We start from the raw sequence: 23,005 nt of genomic DNA on the forward strand, positions 1-23,005 counted from the left end.
AGGAGGTTGTTATATTGAAAACGGTTGCGATAGTCGGTACGTTCGACTCCAAAGGTAAAGAGTTTCTATTCGTAAAGGACATTTTGCAAGGCCTTGGGTTGAATACGCTTACGATTCACAGCGGAGTATTTGATCCGATGTTCGTTCCAGACGTGTCAAATGAGGAGGTCGCTCAGGAGGTGCAAGCCGACATCCATGAGATTGCCTCCCAAAAAAATCGTGCCTTGGCAACAGAGGTATTGGCCAAAGGGATGGAAAAGTTGATTCCTCGCCTTTATCGGGAAGGCAAGTTCGACGGTATTCTCTCCTTCGGCGGCTCAGGAGGAACATCCATAGTCACCCCAGGAATGAGAGCGCTGCCAATCGGAGTGCCGAAGATCATGGTGTCGACGGTTGCATCAGGCAACGTATCCCAATATGTGGGGACAAGTGATATTATGATGTACCCATCAATCGTCGACGTATCAGGCTTGAACTCGATTTCTACCCGCATATTTACGAATGCAGCATTGGCGATTGCAGGCATGGTGAAGGAAGAGACTGCGATTGATGTAGAAAAGAAGCCGCTTGTTGCAGCAACCATGTTCGGCGTTACCACGCCATGTGTCAATCAAGCTAGGGAATACTTGGAGCAGCAGGGTTATGAGGTTATTGTATTCCATGCGACAGGTGCTGGCGGCAAAACGATGGAACGACTGATCGAATCCAACTATTTTGAAGGTGTTCTGGATTTAACTACGACTGAATGGTGCGACGAATTGGTTGGAGGCGTGCTGAACGCTGGGCCGCATCGGCTGGAAGCGGCTGCGCGTGCACAAGTGCCGCAGGTCGTATCAACAGGAGCGCTGGATATGGTGAACTTCGGGCCGTTCGATACGGTGCCGGAGCGGTTCCAGAATCGGAATTTTTACAAGCATAATCCGTCCGTCACGCTCATGCGAACTACGGTTGAGGAAAACATACTACTCGGCAAAATCCTTGCAGAGAAGCTGAATCAGGCGACTGCACCAACGGTGTTGATGCTGCCCTTGAAGGGAGTATCTGCACTGGATGTAGAGGGCCAGCCGTTCTATGGACCGGCGGAGGATGAGGCGCTATTTAACACCATTCGAACTCATATCAATAAGGACGCTGTAGAGCTTATCGAGCTCGATAGCGACATTAACGATGCAAATTTTGCCGTAGTAGCAGCTCAGAAGCTAATCGAGCTTATGAAGTACAGCACCAACAAGAACAGCAACAAGGAGGAAGTAAAATGAAACAATCTCGCCAAGACATGATCAACAAACTCAAACAACAAGTTGCGAAAGGTGAAATGATTCTAGGAGCAGGAGCAGGAACAGGAATATCCGCTAAAAGCGGTGAAGCAGGTGGAGTAGACCTTATCATTATTTACAATTCGGGTCGGTATCGCATGGCTGGACGGGGCTCACTGGCAGGGCTTCTCCCGTATGGCGATGCCAATAAGATTGTTGTCGATATGGGTGCAGAGGTATTGCCTGTAGTAAAGAACACACCTGTGCTGGCAGGTGTATGCGGTACAGATCCGTTTCGCATCATGGAAGTGTTCTTGAAGCAGTTGAAGGAACAGGGATTTGCTGGTGTGCAAAACTTCCCGACTGTCGGCTTGATCGACGGCGTATTCAGAGCAAACCTCGAAGAAACTGGCATGGGCTATGACCTTGAGGTAGAAATGATTCGCCAAGCACACGAGCTCGATATGCTGACCACTCCGTATGTATTTGATGAGGAGCAGGCGATTAAGATGGCAAAAGCGGGAGCAGACATCTTGGTTGCACATATGGGCTTGACGACGAAAGGGACTATCGGAGCGAAGACAGCGTTGACGCTTGAGGATTGCGCGAAACGAGTACAAGCGATTGCGGATGCCGGCCGTTCCATCAATCCGGATCTTCTGGTCATTTGCCACGGTGGTCCGATCGCGGATCCTGAAGATGCACAATACATTTTCGAGCATACGACTGGCATTGATGGATTCTTCGGTGCATCGAGCATTGAGCGGTTTGCAGCTGAGGTTGGAATTAGACAGCAAGCGGAAGCGTTCAAAAATGTAAAGCTAAAGGCATAATATATCACTTGAAAGAGAGGGGAGCCGAATTAAGGTTCTCCTTTTTTTGTACGTATCGGGAAATACGCCTCTATTTGCTCATTGCTCCATTATCCCTTTGGCTCAGACTGTGCATTGGGAGGTCAAGCATCACCGCTGAGCAATACAGCAGGTCCGATGCTTCGAGATGGGTTAACTGACATCCTGTCCAATGCCAAGGACAGTGCTTTGCCATACCGATTTAAACCGAACACGCTGTTGTAAAGAAAATGGAAATTCATTTCCGGACATGAGGCTGTAGGTTGGGGGGGAGGCGAAGCAAAAAGAGGAAATGGTAGACAGGTGGAGAAAAAACTACACTCGGAACAAATCGAGGGCAGTTAAGCCGTACAGTCTTTGGGGTGAGCAGCATTGGGCAAAAAGTCAAAGCATAGAGAGGTGACGACATGGAACAAGTCATCATTGATGCATATAATCCAGAATGGATAAAGAGGTACGAAGAAGAGCGAGATAAGATTCGGGAAGCAGTGTCAGCGATTTGTATAGCTGTAGAGCATATCGGCAGCACATCCGTTCCGGGGCTTGGTGCCAAGCCTGTTATTGATATGATGCTCGGGGTACGAGAAATAGCGGACGTCAAGCATGAGCATAAGGAACGACTGCAAGCGATCGGATATGAGTATGTACATAAGCCAGAATTTCCAGAGAGGCTGTTCTTCCGCAGAGGGAAGTGGAGAGCTGGCACGGAGCATTTGCATGTCTATCAATATGCAGGAGAGATGTGGCAGAACAATATTCGCTTCCGAAATTATTTGCGCAGTCATCCAGCGACCAAAGAGCAATATGTCCAACTGAAGCATGCTCTGGCGGCTCAATTCCCGCATGATCGTGTTCATTACACGGCTGGCAAGGCCGCATTTATCCGAGAAATTATGAGTAAGGCGCACGAGGAACAGGTAAACGAGGAAGGGAAAGTTTGATTTGTATTGTTTTTTCACAAGCGATCGACCGCATGGACGCGATATATTCAAGGTATGGTTGTTAGGAATGTATCATTTCCAACGGGAGGAAGAAGAAGTATGATAGTTGAGCTGGAACGCGATCAATTTTATAAATGTACAGATCTTGTAAATTGCACAATGATGCTGGAGTCGAAGGCAATCGTAGCAGGCAACAATCCTGGCAGAATATTTGTCGATCATGCGGACACGCCGAAGTCCGCTTTAATATGGCAGGGCAATTTAGACGGTTTTTTATTTGTTGGTGACGCTAGTAATTCGTCCTTCAATAGGGGCATAAAAGTTTATATGGATGAAGTAATACGTGAAGAAGCACTTAAATTAGGGCTCAAGTGGGCGGAATGCATTGGCACTCATCCGAGTTGGAATACAGCGATTGAGCAAATGTTTGCAGATCGGGAACTGTCCTCATGGATATCTTATGTACGATCTCTAATGTTGCCGGATTATAAGCATAAAGCGATCCAATTGCCTGACGGTGAATATGAGATTGTTCAGGTTTCGAAGGAGCTGCTGCAAAATAAGAGCATCCTGAACCATTCATTTCTTGAATCAAGAGTATTGGACTATTGGGAATCTACGGAACGGTTTCTACAAGACGGCGGTGGATTTTGTGTGATGCACAATCATTCTGTCGCAAGTTTGTGTATTACCGGCTTTCGATACCGTCATATTCATGCGCTAGGAATTGTCACAATTGACCAGTATCGTGGCCGTAAGCTCGCGCAGATTGCAGTTCGTACCTATGTGGAGCATTTATTTTCCCAGGGGCAATGCATATGCTGGGACTGTACAGCATCGAATAAGCCATCGAATGCAATTGCAGAGCGAATCGGGTTCCAAAGAGAAATGAGTTACAGAGGCTATAGATATAAATTTTAATAGGCAACGTGTTCCCTATTATGTAAACCGAGGAGGGAGAATTGTTGATGAATCAAGTCCAGCACAGACTGCAGCGTGAAATCAGAAAGCAGGTAGATATTCATTACTTGTTGTACCTGCCTGATAAGTATGGTGACGATCAGTCAGTGAAGTGGCCATTGCTTTTATTCTTGCATGGTGCAGGGGAAAGAGGGAACGATATTAAGCTGGTCAAGCGGCACGGACCTCCGTACTTGATTGACAACGGCAAGGCATTTCCTTTTGTTATCGTGTCACCCCAATGTCCGCAAAATTCGATGTGGGAAATGGAGACAGACGCTGTCATTGCCATGTTGGATGAATTGATTGCAACACACAACATTGATGAAAGTAAAGTATATGTCACAGGCCTAAGTATGGGGGGCTCCGGGGCATGGAACCTGGCAGCTGATTATCCGAATAAATTCGCTGCTATAGCTCCGATATGCAGTGGCGGAAATCTCGAAAAGAGCAAGCAACTTAAACATACGCCGATATGGGCATTCCATGGAGAAAATGACGATGTTACTCCGGTTAAACAGGCGCAAGAGATGGTAAAAGCAGTCGAAGCAAGTGGCGGCAGTGCGAAACTTACCGTATATCCGAATACGAAACACAACTCGTGGACGAAAACTTATAATAATCCAGAATTATATCAATGGTTATTAAGCCATTCCAAGCCTGCGAATAAAACGAATTCATAATTCATCGACCATGAGTGGTCTCTTTCGGCTGTAGGATTATTTCGAAGACAAGACTTCTATAAAGGAGTGAGACCATGTCAAAGGAAGTTAATCTTAAAGACCTTGAACAGCGCTTAGTCATTCAATTTATTAGTGCTGGAGCAAGCAGCATGAACTAGATGTAAGAAGATTGAATCATGGATGACGAATATTACCGCTGATGCATAATTATTCACCGAGAAAGCGGTCATTTTGATACGATATGTATCATTTATTAGAGCTTGTGTAGAATAACGGTTTTCAAACGAGCCCAGGGGGCAACCGTTTCATATTAAAAAATGTCTCCTATTACTTACTCGTACTAGAGGCGGATAGCAAATGGAAGATAGTATTATTATATCCGAACGCCTAATCAACAATATAGAGATAAGGTGGAGTTAAAATGGAAGTCATGAGCGGGGAACTAATTACGATCGGTACGTTAATCAAAGATTTAGAGGCATTAGGCGTGCAGCCGGGAATGAATCTTTTGCTGCACTCCTCTATGAAATCATTAGGCGGTTGGGTAGCGGGCGGCGCGTCAGCTGTCATATTGGCGCTAGAAGAACGGCTGGGTGAGCAGGGAACTCTTGTCATGCCTACACATACTGTGGATTTATCAGATCCATCGACATGGCGATGCCCACCAGTTCAGGAATCTTGGTGGGAACCGATTCGGGAACATATGCCAGCATTTGATAGTGCGTTTACACCGTGCTTGGAAATGGGGCTTATACCGGAGCTTTTTCGGAAGCAGGGCGGGGTTGTGCGGAGCTGCCATCCACAGGTTTCCTTTGCTGCATGGGGATCGAACCAGGAGCGGATCATTGCGAATCACAGTCTCAATTACAGTTTGGGTGAGCAGTCTCCATTAGCTAGGCTGTATGAGCTCAATGGTTGTGTCATGCTGCTGGGCGTTGGGCATCGCAATAACACGTCTATTCATTTGGCAGAGTATCGTGCTAACTATACAGGCAAGCAGGTTATAAATTCGAAAGCCCCCATGTTAGTAGACGGTGTAAAATCATGGGTAGCGTATCAAGATGTAGACTTCAATACCGATGACTTTGAGAAGCTTGGGGCTGATTTTGCCCGTGATACTGGTTATGTGCGCAGCGGGAAAATAGCAAATGCAGATGCATTGCTAATGCCTGTCCGAGAGCTCGTTGATTATGCCGTTCAGTGGATGGAGGAAAATCGTCGCTGAGCGAGCGAACAAGCTTGTTGACCTCCTAACAACGAATTTGTAACTTCTTATGCTGCACTCATATGTATAATAATGGAATGACTTGTGAATAGCCCGATCCAGGATAATGAATATCTCAGATCGGGTTATGCTATATTTCTGCCAGATTACTGTCGTACCGATTTCGATATGCATTGGGTATACGGCCGATGTAGCTTTATTTGGAAAAAGGAATTTTTGAGCAAGTAACTGCTTGCGAATAGGAGTGATCTCATGAGTAAGAAGACGACATTATATATTGTCCGCCACGGGGAAACGGAATGGAACGTTGAACGACGCATGCAGGGTCATATGGATTCGCCATTAACAACGCTTGGAGTCAGTCAGGCACAATGGCTAGGTGAAGCGATGAAGGATACCCCGATTGATTGCATTTATGCCAGCAGCAGCGGCAGAACAGATATGACGGCACGGCTCATTCGCGGGGAGCGGAATATCCCGATGATCAGCAGTGATGCACTGAAGGAATTACATTTGGGAGATTGGGAAGGCCAGCTTGCAGCGGTGCTGGAGCGCACCTATCCAGAGCAGTTTGAAGCATTCTGGTATGAGCCGGCTGCGTACAAGTCGGAGAATGGCGAAACGTTCGAAGAGCTTCGCAATCGGGTACTGCCTTACGTTCAATCTATTATTGCTGACAATCCAGGCAAATCGATTCTAGTAGTTACACATACTGTGGTCGTCAAAACGCTCATGGCCTACTTTGAGCATCGTCTGCCCGAGGCACTTTGGGATCCGCCATATATTCAGCCTGCAAGTTTAAGTCAGGTAGAGATTGAGCTAGAAGGGGAAAAGGTCGTCATTGTGCGGCACGGAGATACGAGTCACTATAAAACTATCTTGCAAGATTAAATATTTTGTCTATTTCAAATTTAAGTAAAGACGGTGAAGCATAATGCACAATTCATGCAAAGGTATAACCGGAAAAAGAATATACTTGCGTCCATTTTCAGGCGATGATGTGGAATGGTACTATGAGGCGATGCTCTTAACGGAGTCAAGCCGATTGACAGGTACGAAGAAGTTCTTTTCTAAAGAAGTTCTGCAGAGCTATTTGGAGCGAATCGCATCGGATGGCGAACGAATTCAATTTGTTATAGCGCTGCAGGATGATGACAGGCCAATCGGAGAAATTGCGATTATGGATATGGATTCATCGAATCGGAGCGGCCACGTACGCATTGCGATATTTGCGGAAGAGGACTGTGGACAAGGATACGGTTCAGAGGCGATGATTCTCATGTTGGATTATGGCTTTGGCATGATGAACCTCAATCGAATTGAATTGGTTGTATTTTCATACAATGCAAGAGCGGTTCGAGCGTATGAAAAAATTGGATTCGTTCAAGAAGGAGTTCAGCGAGAGGCGCTGTACTACAATCACAAATACCACGATTCAATTATGATGAGTATGCTGGCACGTGAATATCGGGAGAGATATTGTAACTCAGCAAAGTAAGTTAATTTGAAGCACTATTGATATCATGAGGTCGATCAGAGATTATAGTGAGATTATAGCTGTAATAGGAAGACGACTATTTTCCCATAAATAGAATAATAGTCGTCTTTTGTTTCGCTCTATTTTAATTTGGTTTAGGAAAACGAAAGTGCTTCAGTGGCTCAGATTGATCCAAGGCTTTTATTCGTTTCTTAATCTCCTCTTTTCAAACTACTGTGGTCCATTTTTAGATTACTAGAAACAGTATTGCTCGATTTATTGTTTTGGTTCGATTGGGGCTACTTGTCGTTGCGCGATATCATTTGATGATAACGATACACACTTGATTCCGACATTCCCATTATTTCAGCAACTTCATTTATTGTACCTTTAACTTCAAATACCCCATATTCTTTTAATTTTAAAATAGCAAGTTTCTTTTGTTCAGGTGATAACTGAGCGCCGGATTCTAATATATCTTTATCTATTACTGCATAGATGATATTACGAATATTATCGGTAAGTTTCTCAATAGGTTGTTCCTGGTCAGTTTCCTGTTCAATTAGTTCTATATCTGAACTTAGATTGGCCAATTTTAATATATCCTTTGCAACTTTCCTATAGGCATCCGCATCAAAATTTATACATAAAAGACCTTGTAATTGACCTTCACGATCTTTTATAAATAAAGTTGATGAACGGAATTTTTTACCTCTTGGTCCTTCTCCAATATAATCTACAACATAATCCTTATTTAAATATACTTTTTCGTTGATTAATTTTTTTGCATAGTCAGTTAAAGGGCCATTTAAAGATCTTCCACTTAAGTCTCCATTGACTATGTGACCGATACGAGAGCCCCCATTAGGATTTAAAACATGTAATACAAATTCATAATTAGACCCCAAAATTTCCCCGAAATAATTCATTATATTTTGGTAGTGTCGAAATAGTTCATTATCCATTTAAGTATTCCTCCTTATCCGTTATTCCTGAATTTTATTCACTATGAAATTGCTTGCGAATTCATATTCAATTCCAGGGTTGAGTAAAATTTATTCATCCCTTTCGATAAAAGATGCGCTTTACTTCTCGTACATGGGTGCATTCTTCTTTTTTCTGCTATAGTCAACCAAACTTCGGTCTTTTAGCGACAAGGATTTCGTTTAATGAAGAAGCCAGCATCCAAAATAGATAACCCTAATATAACTTATAACAAGTTTTGTAGAATTTTAAAAGGGAGAAAAAATTAAATTTGTAATAATAAATTACCATAAAAATAATTTATTATCATTTGTTTGACTTCACGATTATCTATGTGGTACTCTGTCTGTGTAGTAATAAAAAATAATCACTGTAATAAATTATTTCAATTTATTGAGAAGGATTAGAAAATGATCGTTGTTTTGATGGCATTGATTGCAACGATAATTTATCCAAGTATTCAATATCAATTAGTACTAAGAAAGGAATTGATGATTCTTAGTGTTACTTTTGAAAACCCTTACATGGTGCTATTATTCCTTTAGTTAGAATGACACCGGAAAATGAGATTTAGTAATAACTGTTATTAAAGTTTCTGTCGCTGTTGAACCTCTTACTCAAGCTGACATTATCGTAGTCCGGTCCCTACTTTTGAAACAAGTTATTGCAGATTAATTACTGGAATAATTACAACTTATTTTAGATTGGTAATACTAGTAACTGGTACGGCAACTATGGGGAGGAAACTTATATGAACATGAAATTAGTACCTGTTAAAGAAAAAAAGGTTGTTAATTACAAAAGTTGTTTTGATGTGATTGGCCCGATTATGATTGGCCCCTCCAGTTCACATACTGCAGGTGCCTTAGCTATTGGAACAGTTGCCAATAAATTATTTCAAGGTCTTCCCAAAAAAGTTGTAGTAAAGTATTATGAATCATTTGCTGAAACCCATAAAGGACACGGAACTGATTTTGCAATTATTGCCGGTATATTAGGATTTGCTGCCGATGATAGTAGGGTACCTGATGCTATTGAAATAGCAGAATCTAAAGGAATTGACATTACATTTTTAGAAGAAGCAGGTGATAGTCCTGCCGGTCATCCGAATACTGCAGATATTTATCTGGAGGATGAAAATCGAAGTATTAGAACAATGGGAACTTCAGTCGGTGGCGGATTAATCGAAATTAAACATATAGAAATTGATGGGTTTAGCTTACATCTTCAAGGGCCATTGCCGGTTATTATAGCGATTTCCGAGAGGGATGACCTTGAATTTATATTACGCAGGATCTTTAAACAATATAATGTGGAAATTAACAATTTTAATAGTTTGGAAAAGTCAGGGAAATATTTATATCAATTTGATGTGGATTCTCAATTATCTAGTGATGTTCAGAAGGAATTGCGAAATTCTAGCAGTGCAGCTAATATCATTATTCTTTAATTAGATTAGGGGTGAGAAATTTATGTACATGACTATAAAGGAAATTATCGATGCAGCTAATCAAAGGAAAAAGCCAATTTATGAATTAGCAATCGAGCAGGAAATCGAGCAAACTAAAACTTCTTATGAAGAAGTTTGGGAGAAAATGGAAAGAAATTTAGTGACTATGGAGAATGCTGTAAAGAAAAGCGCTGAGGGCAACGGAGTTTTTTCTCCGACTGGTTTATCCGGAGGGGATGCTGTTAAAATAAAACAATATCGTGAAAGTGGAAAAACCCTTTCTGGAGATTTGATGATGCTTGGGGTCCAAAACGCTATCGGAGTTAATGAAGTAAATGCGTCGATGGGAGTTATTTGTGCAACTCCAACTGCAGGTGCAAGTGGGACAATCCCGGGAGTACTGTTTAGTATTCAAGATAGTTTACAGTTAAGTCATGAAGACAAGGTTCATTTTCTATTCACTTCAGCTTTATTAGGAATGATAGTAGCAAATAATGCTTGTATTTCCGGAGCCTTCGGAGGATGTCAAGCTGAAGTAGGTAGTGCCTCAGCAATGGCAGCAGCAGCAGCAGTAGAAGCTGCCGGAGGAACACCTCAGCAATCTTCTGACGCTTTCTCAACTGCACTGCAAAATTTACTCGGTTTAGTTTGTGATCCGGTTGCAGGCTTGGTAGAAGTTCCTTGTGTAAAGAGAAATGCTATTGGAACGGCTAATGCCTTAGTAGCAGCGGATATTGCATTAGCGGGCGTAACCAACATCATCAATGCTGATGAAGTAATTGAAGCGATGTTCATAGTAGGAAGACAGATGCCTCGCGAATTAAGAGAGACAGGTTTAGGGGGAATTGCAGCCACCCCCACAGGAATTGCTATTAAAAACAAAATTTTCGAAGAAAAGGTTACTAGAAAATAAGATAAAAATATAATTATAGTAAAAAAATTATAATAATTATATTGAAATGTAAGAGCTAATAGCTCAAAATAAGATTACAAACTATACTTTGTGAAAAAAATAACAATTGTTAAGACCCATTCTCCAATGCTCTTGCAAGGATGAGAGGAGTGTAAATTGATATCTATTATTGCTATATAATGTAATATATTAAATTAACTGGTTTTGTAAACGTAAACAACTTAACAGGTTTGATCTTTAAAGCAGTATGTCTATTGTTGCTACAAAAAGGTTCATCCTGGAAGCAATCTGGAGTGAATCTGCTTTTTTAAAGGAGAGGAAATGATAAAGTAGTTAACCAGTATACAAAGGAGGAATTATCATATGAATGGGAATACAGCGGAAAAACTTGAATTTACTGCTGAAGATACTACAGGGAAAATCGAAAAATATCCAGATCCTAAAAAGTGGCACAAGCAAGATACCACCTGGGCATTGGGCCTTTTTGGAACAGCAATTGGAGCAGGCGTACTCTTTTTACCTATTAATGCGGGAGCAGGAGGTTTATTATCATTATTATTAATTACAATACTTGCATTCCCTGTCATGTACTACTCGCATAGGGCGCTTGCTAAAATGATATACGCTTCCAATTCTGCTGATGAAGGGATTACAGGTACGATAAGAGAGTATTTCGGTAATAAGGCAAGTATAATTTTTAACATCGTATTTTTCTTATCGATTTATATTATCGTGCTGATGTATTCGGTTGCACTAACAAATACTGCAAGCAGTTTTATCGTGAATCAATTGCACATGAATGAGCCGCCAAGAGCCATTTTATCGCTTGTATTAGTACTCGGTCTTATAGCTATACTGAATTTTGGTCAAGATATTACTGTAAAGGTAATGAGTATGCTAGTATATCCTTTTATAGCTTCGCTGCTTTTTATCTCAATATCTTTAATTCCACAGTGGAATACATCGATGCTTAGTTTTTCAAGTGTTTCTACTGCTCCAACAGGAGTAGGAGGATACTTCAATATGATATGGTTGATTTTGCCGATTATCGTATTTTCGTTTAATCATTCTCCTATGATATCGTCATTTGTTATGAAACAGAGACAAACTTATGGAATACAAGCTACTGACGCCAAATGTTCTCAAATACAAAAAGTTTGTTATATCATGACTTTCATAGTTGTTATGTTCTTTGTTTGGAGCAGTGTCTTGAGTTTGACTCCAGATGATCTTGTAATGGCAAAAGAACAGAATTTATCAATACTTTCATACCTTGCCAATCGGCTTAATTCGCCTCTAATCGCGATTGCAGCTCCTATTATTGCGTTTGTGGCCGTAACAAAGTCCTTTCTTGGCCATTATGTAGGAGTATACGAGGTAATGCGTGACATGATTATCTCGGCCGGTAAATCGCGCGGAAAAGACCTAAAAGAAAAAACAGTTAAGAGAGCGATTCTTGTTTTTGTAGTATTAACATGCTGGTATGCCGCTTATGCAAATCCAAGCATTCTTGGAATTATAGATACTCTCAGCGGACCGCTAGTTGCTGCTATTTTGTGTCTCTTGCCAATGTATGCGATCAATAAAGTTCCTGCACTAGCTAAATACAAAGGAAAACTTAGCAATGTTTTTGTCACTGTTGTGGGCATTCTCACTGTCCTAGCAAGTTTGAAAGCATTATTCTAATTTAATATCTTTAGAGCTTGATCAGGTGGCTTGTCATTGCCATCTAAGAAAGCTCTCTTATTATTGATTTGTCGATTCATTCGTGATTTCAATCATGAGATGAATCGGGGCTTTAACCTAGTCGCATGAATATTCCGTCTTAGCTGGAGTTTTTCAGTTGTACTCGTTCATGCTACTGGGTAAGGGAATAACTTAGACAAGAGGCTCTGCCCAAGCTGACTTTGGAGCCTCTTTTACATTTTTCCGAACGGACTGATAAATTGGTTAATTAAATGAACAAATGTTGAGTCAATCAGTTCTATTGGCAACTATATTCATAGAAAGGAGGATTACCAACGATGAAGAATAAGAATTTTACGGAATATGATCGGGCGATATTGCAATCCTATTACTCCATCGTGGAAGGCTTGGCCGATTATTTGGGAGATGCCAGCGAGATTGTACTGCATAGCTTGGAAGACTATCAAAATACCGTCATCAAAATCGCGAACGGGCATCATACGGGCAGAGAATTAGGAGTCCCGATTACGAATATGGCCTTGCAGATGTTGAGTGAGATTAAGTGCTCTGAAGCAAAGCAAGCGATCAGTTATTTTACCAAAAGCAAGAACAACCGCTCAATGAAATCAAGTATGATAGCCATTCGTGGTGAAGCTGGCAAAATTATTGGTTTTATGTGCATTAACATAAACTTGGATGAATCGTTTTCTGGATTTCTTCAAACTTTTTTACCGCAAGCGGGTCTTGAAATAAGAGCACAGGAGGAGAATTTTGCATCATCCATTGAGGATATGATTCTTGAAATGATAGAGCTGACGATTGAAGCGGTGGATGCTTCTCCTGACATATCGCATGCAAATCGAAATAAGCACATTATCGGTCTTTTGTATGATCGGGGAGTGTTTAATATGAGAGATGCGGCTACTATCGTGGCAAATATGTTGAAAATTTCGAAACATACCGTTTATTTGCATTTGCGCAATCATACTCCCAAAAACGAGGAGGAAACCTGAAAACCGGTAAACAAGGCTTATGACCTTCGTCTACCGGTTTTTGTTGATTGGTGCTTGTGTCACAATCAGTACAAAGCAACATGATATAATGATAGCGACAGATATTATGGTTATTGTAGGAGATGATATCATTGGATACCAAATGGGAATATCGAACGATGAAGTATAAGACAGGCGGGTTTCTGGGCGGTAAGGTCGATGAAGATGGCTTCGAGCAAATGCTGAATGAGGCGGGGTACGAAGGATGGGAGTTAGTGTCCTGCTTCGACACAAGCACCACCAATGGTCAGTCCAGAGATATCATTGCAGTATTCAAGCGCAAAGTTTATTTATAAGGTACATACTGGCCCAGTACTGGATTCTCATTCAATCCCGTTCTGGGCCTGCTAGTAGAATCCAGCCTAACGTTCATTGGAGGGGGAGAAAATGGAACAAGTGCCTTTAAGAAATGGCATTGAATGCTTGGCAGGTCTTGCATCTCGATGAGAAGCTTACATACAAAATTATTGGTATCGTTGGCGTGAAACGCACTGATTGCAAGGAGGAGCTCTTTGAAATGGTTAGCAAAAAGAGAGTTCAACATTTCTCATACTGGCATCAATAAGATTGAGCAGGTTCGGATCGGTGGAACCGAACAAAGGTCTTCCTATCCTGCTTATGCTCCATGGCGGTTCTGGTCTGCCATGGTTGGTTCGGCAAATCGCGCGCTATCAAGAGTATGAGTATGGATTTGGATAATATGGCCTCACAGCGAGTGGCAAGCAATCTTGGGATGGCTGTCGAAAAAGAGCTCGTTAAGAACGATCAGTGCGGAGATATGCTCAAAAATTATCTGTATACCGTGAAGAAATAGTATTTTTATATCAAAATCATCGTTGAAGATTGAAGATTGAAGATGAGGTGTTTTGTTGAAAAAATTCACTTGCTGCATCGAGTCAGAACTGCTCGTTATTAGACCGCTTGAAGGTGAAGACTATTCCGCTTGGCTAGCTGGGTATGAAAATAGGATGCCGGCACAACATAAATATGATGATGGCAAAGTTGAGATGAGCAGATACACCGAAGAATGGTTTCGACTCGAGATAGACAATCATCAAAGATTGGCTTCCGAAGATAAACTATATTTTTTCGGCATCTTTCGAAAAGAAGACAACGCCCATGTAGGGGCCATCGATTTTTCTACGCTATTGCGGGATGATTTTCAATGGGCTAGATTAGGTTATATGATTCATAATCAATACTGGAGAAGGGGTTATGGAAAAGAGGCTGTAGCTGCAGCAATCACTTTTGCGTTTGACAAACTTAATTACCATCGCATTGAGGCGCATATTAACCTGGAGAATACTCCTTCAATCAAATGTGCAGAAGGGGTTGGAATGAAGTTTGAGTGTATCCGAAAAGGTTTTATTTATGAGAATGACGCGTGGACAGATCATCTCATCTACTACGTAAATGCAAATTAGACCCTAACAGCCAGCTTTTCTTATCGGAGGAAGGATGGCTTTTTTCGTCTTTACAACGCATGGTATTTTAGGATAATGGCCGCACTCCATTTGGGAATAAATGTTCATATTTGGCAAGCCTACAATGTAATTGCTGTATATGAAGCCTTGGGTGTTCAGGGGATTCCGGTTGTTAATGATCTTGAGGGTTTAGATGTGAAGTATTTCTCTCTTGATGAGCCGATTCCAGATTTGAATCCATTCTAATGAGATGTATTTGCGCAAGGCGGGATATATTCAGAAGTGGTAATAGAAGAATAGACCAAAGGAACAAGGAGGTAGAGCATGAGCGTGCGTCATTCTAAGTTAGCATGGGGGATAGCGCTTATTTTGCTTATTACAAACTTGATCACGATAGGATGTCTTATGACAGAGAAAGAGAAAGAGAAAGAAAAAGAGGCGGTTGTACAGCCAACGATGGATGTGTTTGAGTTAGAGGGGCAGTCAGAGCACTGGCAGCTTCGTCATTATCAGGTAATGCGAACGCCCAATTCGATACGAAGGGGATCAGCTACATTGACTTACTTGGGTGACACCAAGGATATTAAGGATTCCTCATCGTTCTATATTGAATATTACGAGAAGCACGGGGAGCGCGAAGAGGGGGTTCTTACGAGTGGAATGCTAGCTACGAACGGCAGAGTGCATATCTTATCGGAATTGGATCACTTGGGCTCCATTCAAAGGAAGCCCACTGAATTCGAGCGGAGCATGACGAAGGATGACTTCGCTGGCAGTTATGTCAAATTTCGCTGGTCGGATAGTTATGGTGAGGAGCATGTTGAACTGATCGAGTTGGAAGTGAACAATCATACTACATTCAAATAAGTGAGTGATCGTTGTTGTTTACAATGAGCGGGTGTATGAAGTCAGGAGGTATCGGTGATAAACAGGCAACAAGAATAGATTTATAAATAGTACGTGAACTACTAGATCATATGAAGGAGATCAGCGATGTTATACCATTTTAGTGAAGACTCAACCATTTCCACATTTGTACCGCGTCCAGCCAAACAATCGCATATTCCGCCGGCAGTATGGGCGATAAATGAGGAAAATGCGGTTCACTATTATTTGCCCCGAGATTGTCCTAGAGTCATTTATGCAAAATCGGACCAGATGAGTACGGAAGATGAAGCGAGATTCTTTGGTCACACAGTAGCAAACAAAATTATCGTAGTTGAGAATGACTGGCTTGAGCAGATAAGCAATACCACGATCTATAAATATACGTTTGAAGATTCTACCTTTCAGTTATTAGATGCGAATGCTGGATACTATATTTCGGAACGAACGGTCGAGCCCATTCAGATAGAGCCGATGACTAATCTCATTCAGCACATCGTACGAGCTGGGGTGGAATTGCGGTTTACACCGAATTTGCATCCTATTTGCAGTGCAGTACTCGCATCTACAATTGATGCTTTCTCTATGATTCGGTTTCATCATGCCAAGCCATTAGGCGCTGAATAACGTACAGGATATGCTCCTGATACATAAGGCTATGTTATGATTGGGGGGACGGGTACCAGGTGAAATGGTTGTTGCGCACGCTGCCAGCCTTACTGCATGTTATCGCAAGTCTTCAATACATCAGATTTATGGTTTTGGCTGACGAGAATTCGCTTGGTTCCGTACTTATGTATGGCTTTATTATAGTAACGGCAATCACAGCGTCAGTTACCATGCTCGTGTCAAAGGGACAATGGAGGCAGTTTCTAATCTCATCAGTTGCTTATATCGTTTGGTTTATCGTATGGATGGTTGGACTCCAACTGATTATCAATCTTAACGTTGTGAATGCCCCTGAAGACGATCCGGCATTAGGCATGCTGATACTTTTTGTCGGGTTGCCGCTGTCGCTAATCAGCCTAGTTTTTGGAACGATAACTGGAATCATGCTCGTGCAGCTTCGAACGCAAATCAGGTTGTTTCGCCAATAGATGATTTGGCTCGAACTTGCTATCATTACAACTATTACAGAACATCAGGAGAAACAATATGCTAATCTACAATATCTGTTATATTCAACGCGGAAACGAGGTTCTGCTGCTTAATCGAGAGAAGCCGAGCTGGATGGGGTGCTGGAACGGCATCGGCGGCAAGCTGGAAACGGGTGAATCTCCTCGTGAATCAATGGAGCGCGAATTAGCGGAGGAAACGGGGATTACGCCCAAGGATTTGACATTCAAGGGTATCGTCAGTTGGATGGTGGACAGGACGAGGTTTGGTGGTATGTATTTGTACGCAGCAAGCGTGGAAGAGAGCTTTACCTATGATACGCCGATGAAAACAGATGAAGGAATTTTGGATTGGAAACGAGTAGACTGGATTATGGATGTTCATAATCAAGGAGTCGCCTCTAATATGCCTCAAGTTCTTCAGGGTATGAAAAGCGATATGCATTGCTACGACTATCACTGCATATTTGAAAAAGGGAAGCTGCTGAACATGATTGCAATTCAGATTGATCCTGCATTGGAATGGGATGAGGTACAGCGAGAGGTGTATTTGGAGAAATATGCAGTTATGATCCATTCCTCATAAACATGAAGTGAAAAGAGGTCGTTATTATCCAACTGCTAAACGTTGGAGTGATACGAGATAAATAAAGCCAAAGGCACTGCGGTAAGGGTGTCGTTGGCTATATTTTTTATCTCCAGCATCGATGTAACGAACTTGATTTCCACGCAGTCAAGTTTCCATGATCAAAATCGCTAAGAAAGGTAAGCAGCTCTCTCCAAAACATCTCGGATGCACTCGCATCTGCAACGGTATTGCCCCCATAAGCAATATTCTTGCTTTGTCGGGCCGTTGTAGGAAAGAAAGGCGGCATATGAGGTCATGCTTTCCCTGTGTTTATTTTAAGCCATATTTATACCTGATGCTTGGTATGTGTATGACAGCAGTCGTAAATATTAGTAGAGTGGCGAGGAGATAAATGGCTAAAGGAGATGAGCTTGCATGAACGCATCGAATATCAATCCGTTTCTGATGTTTTTCGGGAATGCAGATGAGGCAATCAAGCACTATACTTCCATATTTCAACCTTCTGAGGTGATAAGCATTGTACGACATGGAGATGCAATGCCTAATTTGGACGAAGCTGATAAGGATAAGGTGCTGCACGCCATGTTCTCATTGAAAGGGCAGGTGTTCATGTGCATTGATAGCCTGGACAAGCAGCATCGCCATGAGTTTACGCCGGCTTTTTCCTTGTTCGTGACATGCGATTCGGAAGAAGAAATTGATCGAGTATTTCGGGAGTTGTCTGAGGAAGGACAAGTGTTGATGCCGCTTGAGGCCTCGTCTTGGAGCGCTAAGTTTGCTTGGGTACAGGACAAGTTCGGTGTATCGTGGCAGTTGAATCTGGCGAATACATAATTTGCAATTGCATGAGAAAGGAAGAGGAGCGGACTCTTGAATGTCAATCATCGTCTTCCAGGAGAGCTGCTCCTTTTTCGATTTGTATGGGTTCTTTTGCTTAGGCTATCCTTTGTTAAACTGAATATTGTTCACGATCTCTAGGAGCTGACGAAGTCCATGCTCGATGCGATCTTCAGGCACATTCGTCACATTGATTTTCAACAAATTGCTTGCCGGGAATGAAGCTAAGTAATGCTTTTCGATCGATTCGAGATGAATCGATTTCTTTTTTGCATCCGAAATAAGCCGCTGCACAGGCAGTCTGTCATGCAGTTCCAGATGGGTATGCACCGTTAGACGGGATGAAGCGCTTGGAAATGTGAAATGTTCATGCTGCTGCCGGGATAAATCACGCAGTACGGTCTGCAGGAGCTGTGACCTTTTGGCATACGAGGTTCGTATTTTCTCGCGATGATGCTCGAACATGCCGCTCTTCAAGTAGATTTCGAGCGCGCCCTGCGACAGCATGGAGCTGTCAATATCCTGGGTTCGTTTATAGCGATTAAACGTCTGGATCAGTGTATCCGGAATAACAGCCACCCCGATGCGAAGCCCTGGGAAAATAATTTTCGAGTAGCTCTTCAAGTAAATGACATGCTTAGATTCATCGTATGCAAATAAAGGGTCGGACTTCGAATTATGCTCCAGATCGGCCAGATAATCATCCTCGACGATATATACGTCGTATTTGCGTGCGAGGGCAGCGATTCGCTTCTTTTCTTCGGTTCGGTAGGAAGAGCCCAGCGGATTATGGAATCTTGGGATCGTATAAAAAAACTTGATGCTTTCCGTACAGAAAATTCGTTCCAGCTCGTCCATATCGATGCCTTGTTCCGTTCGGCGAATGCCCATTACAGGAAGCTGATGCGTTTGCAGATGTTCGACCAACAGATGATAACAAGGCTGTTCAATAAGAATCATCCTTTTTTGGTTCGGGAAAGGCATGGTACAGAGTATGGAGAGGGCCTGCTGCACCCCTGATACAATAAAGATGTTCGACAACTGTGTAAACACCTGATAATTGGCTAGATGACGCTGCATCAACGCAAGCAGAGAGGGCAGTCCCTGCGATGTCCCATAGATGAATAGATCATTTTTGTAGGTGTCGATCGCTTTATTGATACAGTGCTGAAAGTCCAAGTATGGGAACACGCCTGGGTCAGGCGCGGCGGATACAAAATCAATGAGCCCTTGTTTCGTGTCATCTGTTTGATTTCGTCCCCGAACCACATAATAGCCGCTCTTCGCTACCGAATAGATGAGATGTCTCTCCTCCAAATCATGCAGTGCCCGAATGATGGTACTCTTATTGACCCCATATTGAATGGCGAGCTCGCGAATGGAAGGGAGCTTATCCCCATCCTTGAAGGTGAGCTTCTCCAGATTGTGCTCCAGTTCCTGAATCACCTGCTCATATTTATACATGAATGATCCGTTCACCTCAATTCTGTACCGGTACAGATGATATTTTCCTTGATTGTAGCATAACGCTGCAGCGATTAACATGATTGTAGGTTCTCAATAATCAATTGCTTGCAAGCAAGGAAAAGAGGGATTGATCATGAATCATTCTGCTGTGAGAAAAGCGTATATCGCCGCCATACTAAATACACTGATTATTGGATTTTCCTTTGTGTTTGTAAAAATCGCACTGCAAAGCGTAAACTCGCTAGACATGCTTGCCTATCGATTTACGGCATCCTTTGCGGCCATCATGATCTTGGTTCTTTTGGGAAAAGTAAAGCTGAACCTATGTTGGAAGGAAGTTGCCACAATTGTCCCGCTGGCAGTTCTCTACCCAGGATTGTTTTTTGCCTTTCAAACGTTCGGGCTCGTCACCGTATCCGCTTCGGAGGCTGGGATTATTCAGGCGGCTGTGCCGATATTCACCATGATATTCGCATCGTATTGGCTGAAGGAACATTCCACATGGCAGCAGAAAATTGCACTGCTTCTGTCGGTTTCGGGACTTGTTTATATCTTTGCGATGAAAGGCGTTAACGTTGGAAATACAAGCTTATCAGGCATCTTGCTCGTCTTCTTGTCTGTGCTCTCCTTAGCGGGATACAATGTTGCCGCACGTAAGAGAACGCGCAAATACGGAGTTATGGATGTAACCTTCATCATGACTTCCTTTGGATTCGTGGTCTTTAATTCGATGGCGATCTTCCAGCATATTGCCGCAGGAACGACATGGAACGTGTTGCAGCCGTTGACCGATCCGATGTTCTTGCTCTCCATTCTCTACTTGGGCGTACTGTCCTCCTTGATGACCGCATACTTGACGAACTATGCGCTGTCGAAGCTAGAAGCTGTAAAGGTGAGTGTTTTTACACAATTAGGGACGTTGGTGACGATGGGGGCTGGCGTTATCATTTTGCACGAAAGTTTGCAGCTATATCATCTAATTGGAGCTGGGCTTATTATCGTAGGCGTACTTGGTGTGAACATTCCGCTTCGTCAGCGTGAACGTGCCGGCACAATTAAGAAGCAGGCATAAGATAGACACTATAACGATCGATGGGAGTAAAGCAAAAAAAGCACCGAACCGGGTGCTTTTTTGCATGTTACAATGATGACGGTTAGGTTTATTTGATCGTGAAATTGACTCCATACATAGACAGTTTGCATTTTGCTGCGACCCGCTGTGAGGAGAGATTGTCACAGAACGTACTGTACAATGGGGCCGCATTCATCTTCCGAACAGCCTGCGCCCAGCCGACAACTGCTTCTGATGCATATCCCTTGCCACGAAATGCTTCTAGTGTCTCAAGACCTGCCTCATGAGCTTGGAGACAAATACGGACACTGCGGCAAATCGAGACCAGTTTGTTATCGACTGCAATCCCGATACAAGGTTGAGCATACTCGATTTCCGAGAGCAGCCATTTAAATCCGCTATAATCCCAATCTGTTATATTATCCTTCGTGATGCTAGTCGTCTGTAAAACAGGCATCGATATAGGGGGAACATAATAACAAGGCCCCATCGTATAATGGTCGGACTGAAGGAGATCCATATAAGCCTCACAATGCTTGGGTCGTGTATGAATATCGGTAATGACAGGCTCATCCGAACATAATTGTTCCAGCTTTTCAACCAATACGCCGGAAACGTCGTAGCGGAATCTCCATATCGCCGCTCCATCAATCGTTCGCCCTAGGAAAAAGCGCGGAGCCGTACTTTCACCAGGCCATGGTTCGTTAATCGTTCGAAGCCGCATAAGATCATCATGCGTAAACATGACTCCCGCGTGTATGTTCATAAGCTCATACTGTTGCGGCTCTCCTGAACTCTTATTTGTTATTTCCATAACTTAACCTCCGAATATATGGTTTCGTATTCCTCCTTTACCACATCCAATGAGATATCGATCTTGTCATTATAGCGTGATGTCATCAAGAGGATGAAGAAGCAAAAGAAGCAATCCGTATCTAAGGCAGGGATATCCTGTACTGAAATATACCTTGATGTACCTGTTCTTCCTTGATATGATATCAGAAATTGGCAGATAAGTGCGATACGACATTAGAGAGGACGTGATTCCATTGGCTTATTTGCATGGAGATCGCATCACATTACGAGAATATCGAAGAGAAGATTATGATTGGATTCGGAAATGGGCGAATGATTCGGACATTACAAATTCATTAAGTGATATCTTTTTGTACCCGCATACAGAACAAGATACAGAAGCCTTCTTGGATATGATGATTGACGGGGCGTCCAAGTCGAGGGGCTTTGTTATAGCTGATAAACAAACGCTTGCCTATATCGGTCAAATTGATTTGCATCATATCGACTGGAAGAACCGATCAGCAGTGCTCGGCGTCGTAATTGGACGTAAAGATTTGCTTGGAGTCGGCTATGGCAAGGAAGCGATTCAACTAATGAAGGGCTTTGTGTTCGAGTCATTAAATATGAACCGCCTTGAGCTTGAGGTATACGAATTCAATGAACGAGCCCATCGCTGTTATGTAAACTGCGGCTTCAAGGAGGAAGGCAGACTGCGTCAGAAAATGTACAAGGACGGCAAGTATTGGGATGTCATTGTAATGAGTATCTTGAAGGAAGAGTATGAAGGTCAAAATGAGTGAGCTTTTCTTTTGCGGGAGTGTATATAAATGAAGGTGCAAGGATTAAATCATCTATGCTTCTCTGTATCTAATTTGGATCGCTCCATTGCATTTTATGAACATATATTCGGGGCGAAGCTGTTAGTCAAAGGACGCAAGCTTGCCTATTTTGGATTAAATGGCTTATGGATTGCGTTAAATGAAGAGCGAGATGTCCCTCGCTATGACATACAACCTACCTATACCCATATTGCATTCACAATCAATGAGCGAGAATTTGATGAAATGAAGGCAAGACTAGTACAATATGGCGCCAGATTGCTGCCTGGCAGAGAACGAGACGAGCGGGATAAGCAGTCTATATATTTTGCAGACCCGGATGGACATCGCTTCGAATTCCATACCGGACAATTGAATGATCGTCTGAATTATTATAAGGAGACGATGCCGCATATGACTTTTTTTGATGAATGACCGATTACTTGCTAATTCGGTAAATAATGGACTTCATTGCGATAATTTGCTAGGATCTAATGCATGAAGGCTGTGGGCTATGCAAAC

General features: G+C 42.6%; 27 protein-coding genes. 23 read left to right on the plus strand and 4 right to left on the minus strand.

From position 1 onward, the window contains the following. Positions 1–14: 14 nt before the first annotated feature. The 8 genes from ACQ5BJ_RS00390 to ACQ5BJ_RS00425 all read left to right on the plus strand — a co-directional run bounded on the left by ACQ5BJ_RS00390 (position 15) and on the right by ACQ5BJ_RS00425 (position 7,414). Positions 15–1,259, plus strand: coding sequence for a Tm-1-like ATP-binding domain-containing protein (locus tag ACQ5BJ_RS00390; RefSeq protein WP_430107781.1), 1,245 nt, complete (start codon positions 15–17; stop codon positions 1,257–1,259). Then, positions 1,256–2,089 (plus strand): phosphoenolpyruvate hydrolase family protein, encoded by an 834-nt coding sequence (locus ACQ5BJ_RS00395; protein WP_005549707.1) that lies wholly within the window; start codon positions 1,256–1,258, stop codon positions 2,087–2,089. Before ACQ5BJ_RS00390 ends, ACQ5BJ_RS00395 begins: the two co-directional genes overlap by 4 nt. A gap of 425 nt (positions 2,090–2,514) precedes the next feature. Continuing rightward, positions 2,515–3,048 (plus strand): GrpB family protein, encoded by a 534-nt coding sequence (locus ACQ5BJ_RS00400; protein WP_197268411.1) that lies wholly within the window; start codon positions 2,515–2,517, stop codon positions 3,046–3,048. A gap of 99 nt (positions 3,049–3,147) precedes the next feature. Continuing rightward, positions 3,148–3,969, plus strand: coding sequence for a GNAT family N-acetyltransferase (locus tag ACQ5BJ_RS00405; protein WP_005549705.1), 822 nt, complete (start codon positions 3,148–3,150; stop codon positions 3,967–3,969). Between the two features lie 47 nt (positions 3,970–4,016). Then, positions 4,017–4,691, plus strand: coding sequence for a prolyl oligopeptidase family serine peptidase (locus tag ACQ5BJ_RS00410; RefSeq protein ID WP_268600042.1), 675 nt, complete (start codon positions 4,017–4,019; stop codon positions 4,689–4,691). Between the two features lie 421 nt (positions 4,692–5,112). Then, the gene (locus ACQ5BJ_RS00415) at positions 5,113–5,916 is read left to right on the plus strand and encodes an aminoglycoside N(3)-acetyltransferase (protein WP_005549702.1); all 804 of its coding nucleotides are present in this window, start codon (positions 5,113–5,115) and stop codon (positions 5,914–5,916) included. A 252-nt stretch (positions 5,917–6,168) separates the two neighbouring features. Next, entirely contained in the window at positions 6,169–6,807 is a 639-nt protein-coding gene (locus tag ACQ5BJ_RS00420; protein ID WP_430107786.1) for a histidine phosphatase family protein, read from the plus strand. 85 nt (positions 6,808–6,892) lie between these two features. Then, entirely contained in the window at positions 6,893–7,414 is a 522-nt protein-coding gene (locus ACQ5BJ_RS00425; RefSeq protein ID WP_430107789.1) for a GNAT family N-acetyltransferase, read from the plus strand. A gap of 278 nt (positions 7,415–7,692) precedes the next feature. Here the strand turns inward: ACQ5BJ_RS00425 and ACQ5BJ_RS00430 are convergent, their stop codons facing one another. Continuing rightward, the gene (locus ACQ5BJ_RS00430; protein ID WP_262866790.1) at positions 7,693–8,358 is read right to left on the minus strand and encodes a helix-turn-helix transcriptional regulator; all 666 of its coding nucleotides are present in this window, start codon (positions 8,356–8,358) and stop codon (positions 7,693–7,695) included. 770 nt (positions 8,359–9,128) lie between these two features. Here ACQ5BJ_RS00430 and sdaAB point away from each other — a divergent pair. The 11 genes from sdaAB to ACQ5BJ_RS00485 all read left to right on the plus strand — a co-directional run bounded on the left by sdaAB (position 9,129) and on the right by ACQ5BJ_RS00485 (position 17,488). After that, positions 9,129–9,827 carry an L-serine ammonia-lyase, iron-sulfur-dependent subunit beta gene (gene sdaAB / locus ACQ5BJ_RS00435; RefSeq protein WP_262866789.1) on the plus strand — a complete coding sequence of 233 codons (699 nt, stop codon included), beginning with the start codon at positions 9,129–9,131 and terminating at the stop codon, positions 9,825–9,827. A 22-nt stretch (positions 9,828–9,849) separates the two neighbouring features. Beyond that, positions 9,850–10,740 (plus strand): L-serine ammonia-lyase, iron-sulfur-dependent, subunit alpha, encoded by an 891-nt coding sequence (gene sdaAA, locus ACQ5BJ_RS00440; RefSeq protein ID WP_289355295.1) that lies wholly within the window; start codon positions 9,850–9,852, stop codon positions 10,738–10,740. Positions 10,741–11,103: 363 nt separating this feature from the next. Beyond that, a complete protein-coding gene (locus ACQ5BJ_RS00445) occupies positions 11,104–12,426 on the plus strand; it encodes an aromatic amino acid transport family protein (protein ID WP_005549691.1) in 1,323 nt (440 codons plus the stop codon). 338 nt (positions 12,427–12,764) lie between these two features. Beyond that, positions 12,765–13,439: a helix-turn-helix transcriptional regulator gene (locus ACQ5BJ_RS00450; protein ID WP_430107795.1), complete on the plus strand. Its 675-nt coding sequence runs from the start codon at positions 12,765–12,767 to the stop codon at positions 13,437–13,439. A 122-nt stretch (positions 13,440–13,561) separates the two neighbouring features. Further along, positions 13,562–13,774, plus strand: coding sequence for a DUF4177 domain-containing protein (locus tag ACQ5BJ_RS00455; protein ID WP_040736375.1), 213 nt, complete (start codon positions 13,562–13,564; stop codon positions 13,772–13,774). A gap of 389 nt (positions 13,775–14,163) precedes the next feature. After that, positions 14,164–14,292, plus strand: coding sequence for a hypothetical protein (locus ACQ5BJ_RS00460; RefSeq protein WP_289355297.1), 129 nt, complete (start codon positions 14,164–14,166; stop codon positions 14,290–14,292). A 55-nt stretch (positions 14,293–14,347) separates the two neighbouring features. Next, positions 14,348–14,902 carry a GNAT family N-acetyltransferase gene (locus tag ACQ5BJ_RS00465; protein ID WP_005549684.1) on the plus strand — a complete coding sequence of 185 codons (555 nt, stop codon included), beginning with the start codon at positions 14,348–14,350 and terminating at the stop codon, positions 14,900–14,902. A 324-nt stretch (positions 14,903–15,226) separates the two neighbouring features. Further along, entirely contained in the window at positions 15,227–15,769 is a 543-nt protein-coding gene (locus ACQ5BJ_RS00470) for a hypothetical protein (RefSeq protein ID WP_005549681.1), read from the plus strand. 126 nt (positions 15,770–15,895) lie between these two features. After that, a complete protein-coding gene (locus ACQ5BJ_RS00475) occupies positions 15,896–16,414 on the plus strand; it encodes a DUF6886 family protein (protein ID WP_005549679.1) in 519 nt (172 codons plus the stop codon). 59 nt (positions 16,415–16,473) lie between these two features. Next, positions 16,474–16,884 carry a hypothetical protein gene (locus ACQ5BJ_RS00480; protein ID WP_005549675.1) on the plus strand — a complete coding sequence of 137 codons (411 nt, stop codon included), beginning with the start codon at positions 16,474–16,476 and terminating at the stop codon, positions 16,882–16,884. Positions 16,885–16,942: 58 nt separating this feature from the next. Continuing rightward, entirely contained in the window at positions 16,943–17,488 is a 546-nt protein-coding gene (locus ACQ5BJ_RS00485; protein ID WP_005549674.1) for an NUDIX hydrolase, read from the plus strand. Between the two features lie 106 nt (positions 17,489–17,594). Here the strand turns inward: ACQ5BJ_RS00485 and ACQ5BJ_RS00490 are convergent, their stop codons facing one another. Then, a complete protein-coding gene (locus tag ACQ5BJ_RS00490; RefSeq protein ID WP_157267067.1) occupies positions 17,595–17,777 on the minus strand; it encodes an acyl-CoA thioester hydrolase/BAAT C-terminal domain-containing protein in 183 nt (60 codons plus the stop codon). 128 nt (positions 17,778–17,905) lie between these two features. Here ACQ5BJ_RS00490 and ACQ5BJ_RS00495 point away from each other — a divergent pair, with 128 nt between their 5' ends. Further along, the gene (locus ACQ5BJ_RS00495; RefSeq protein WP_005549673.1) at positions 17,906–18,325 is read left to right on the plus strand and encodes a VOC family protein; all 420 of its coding nucleotides are present in this window, start codon (positions 17,906–17,908) and stop codon (positions 18,323–18,325) included. 105 nt (positions 18,326–18,430) lie between these two features. Here the strand turns inward: ACQ5BJ_RS00495 and ACQ5BJ_RS00500 are convergent, their stop codons facing one another. Beyond that, on the minus strand, positions 18,431–19,792 hold the full coding sequence (locus ACQ5BJ_RS00500; protein ID WP_289355299.1) for a PLP-dependent aminotransferase family protein: 1,362 nt from the start codon (positions 19,790–19,792) through the stop codon (positions 18,431–18,433). 136 nt (positions 19,793–19,928) lie between these two features. Here ACQ5BJ_RS00500 and ACQ5BJ_RS00505 point away from each other — a divergent pair, with 136 nt between their 5' ends. Beyond that, positions 19,929–20,867, plus strand: a complete 939-nt coding sequence (locus tag ACQ5BJ_RS00505) for a DMT family transporter (protein ID WP_268600255.1) — start codon at positions 19,929–19,931, stop codon at positions 20,865–20,867. 88 nt (positions 20,868–20,955) lie between these two features. Here the strand turns inward: ACQ5BJ_RS00505 and aac(2')-IIb are convergent, their stop codons facing one another. After that, entirely contained in the window at positions 20,956–21,681 is a 726-nt protein-coding gene (gene aac(2')-IIb / locus ACQ5BJ_RS00510) for a kasugamycin N-acetyltransferase AAC(2')-IIb (RefSeq protein WP_430107804.1), read from the minus strand. 235 nt (positions 21,682–21,916) lie between these two features. Between aac(2')-IIb and ACQ5BJ_RS00515 the strand changes: the two genes are divergently transcribed. Both ACQ5BJ_RS00515 and fosB read left to right on the plus strand, forming a co-directional pair. Next, on the plus strand, positions 21,917–22,465 hold the full coding sequence (locus ACQ5BJ_RS00515) for a GNAT family N-acetyltransferase (RefSeq protein WP_005549669.1): 549 nt from the start codon (positions 21,917–21,919) through the stop codon (positions 22,463–22,465). A 27-nt stretch (positions 22,466–22,492) separates the two neighbouring features. Next, positions 22,493–22,918, plus strand: coding sequence for a metallothiol transferase FosB (gene fosB / locus ACQ5BJ_RS00520; protein WP_268600258.1), 426 nt, complete (start codon positions 22,493–22,495; stop codon positions 22,916–22,918). Positions 22,919–23,005: the final 87 nt, after the last annotated feature.

The organism is Paenibacillus sp. B1-35 (assembly GCF_050474385.1).
GTDB lineage: Bacteria > Bacillota > Bacilli > Paenibacillales > Paenibacillaceae > Paenibacillus_B > Paenibacillus_B alvei.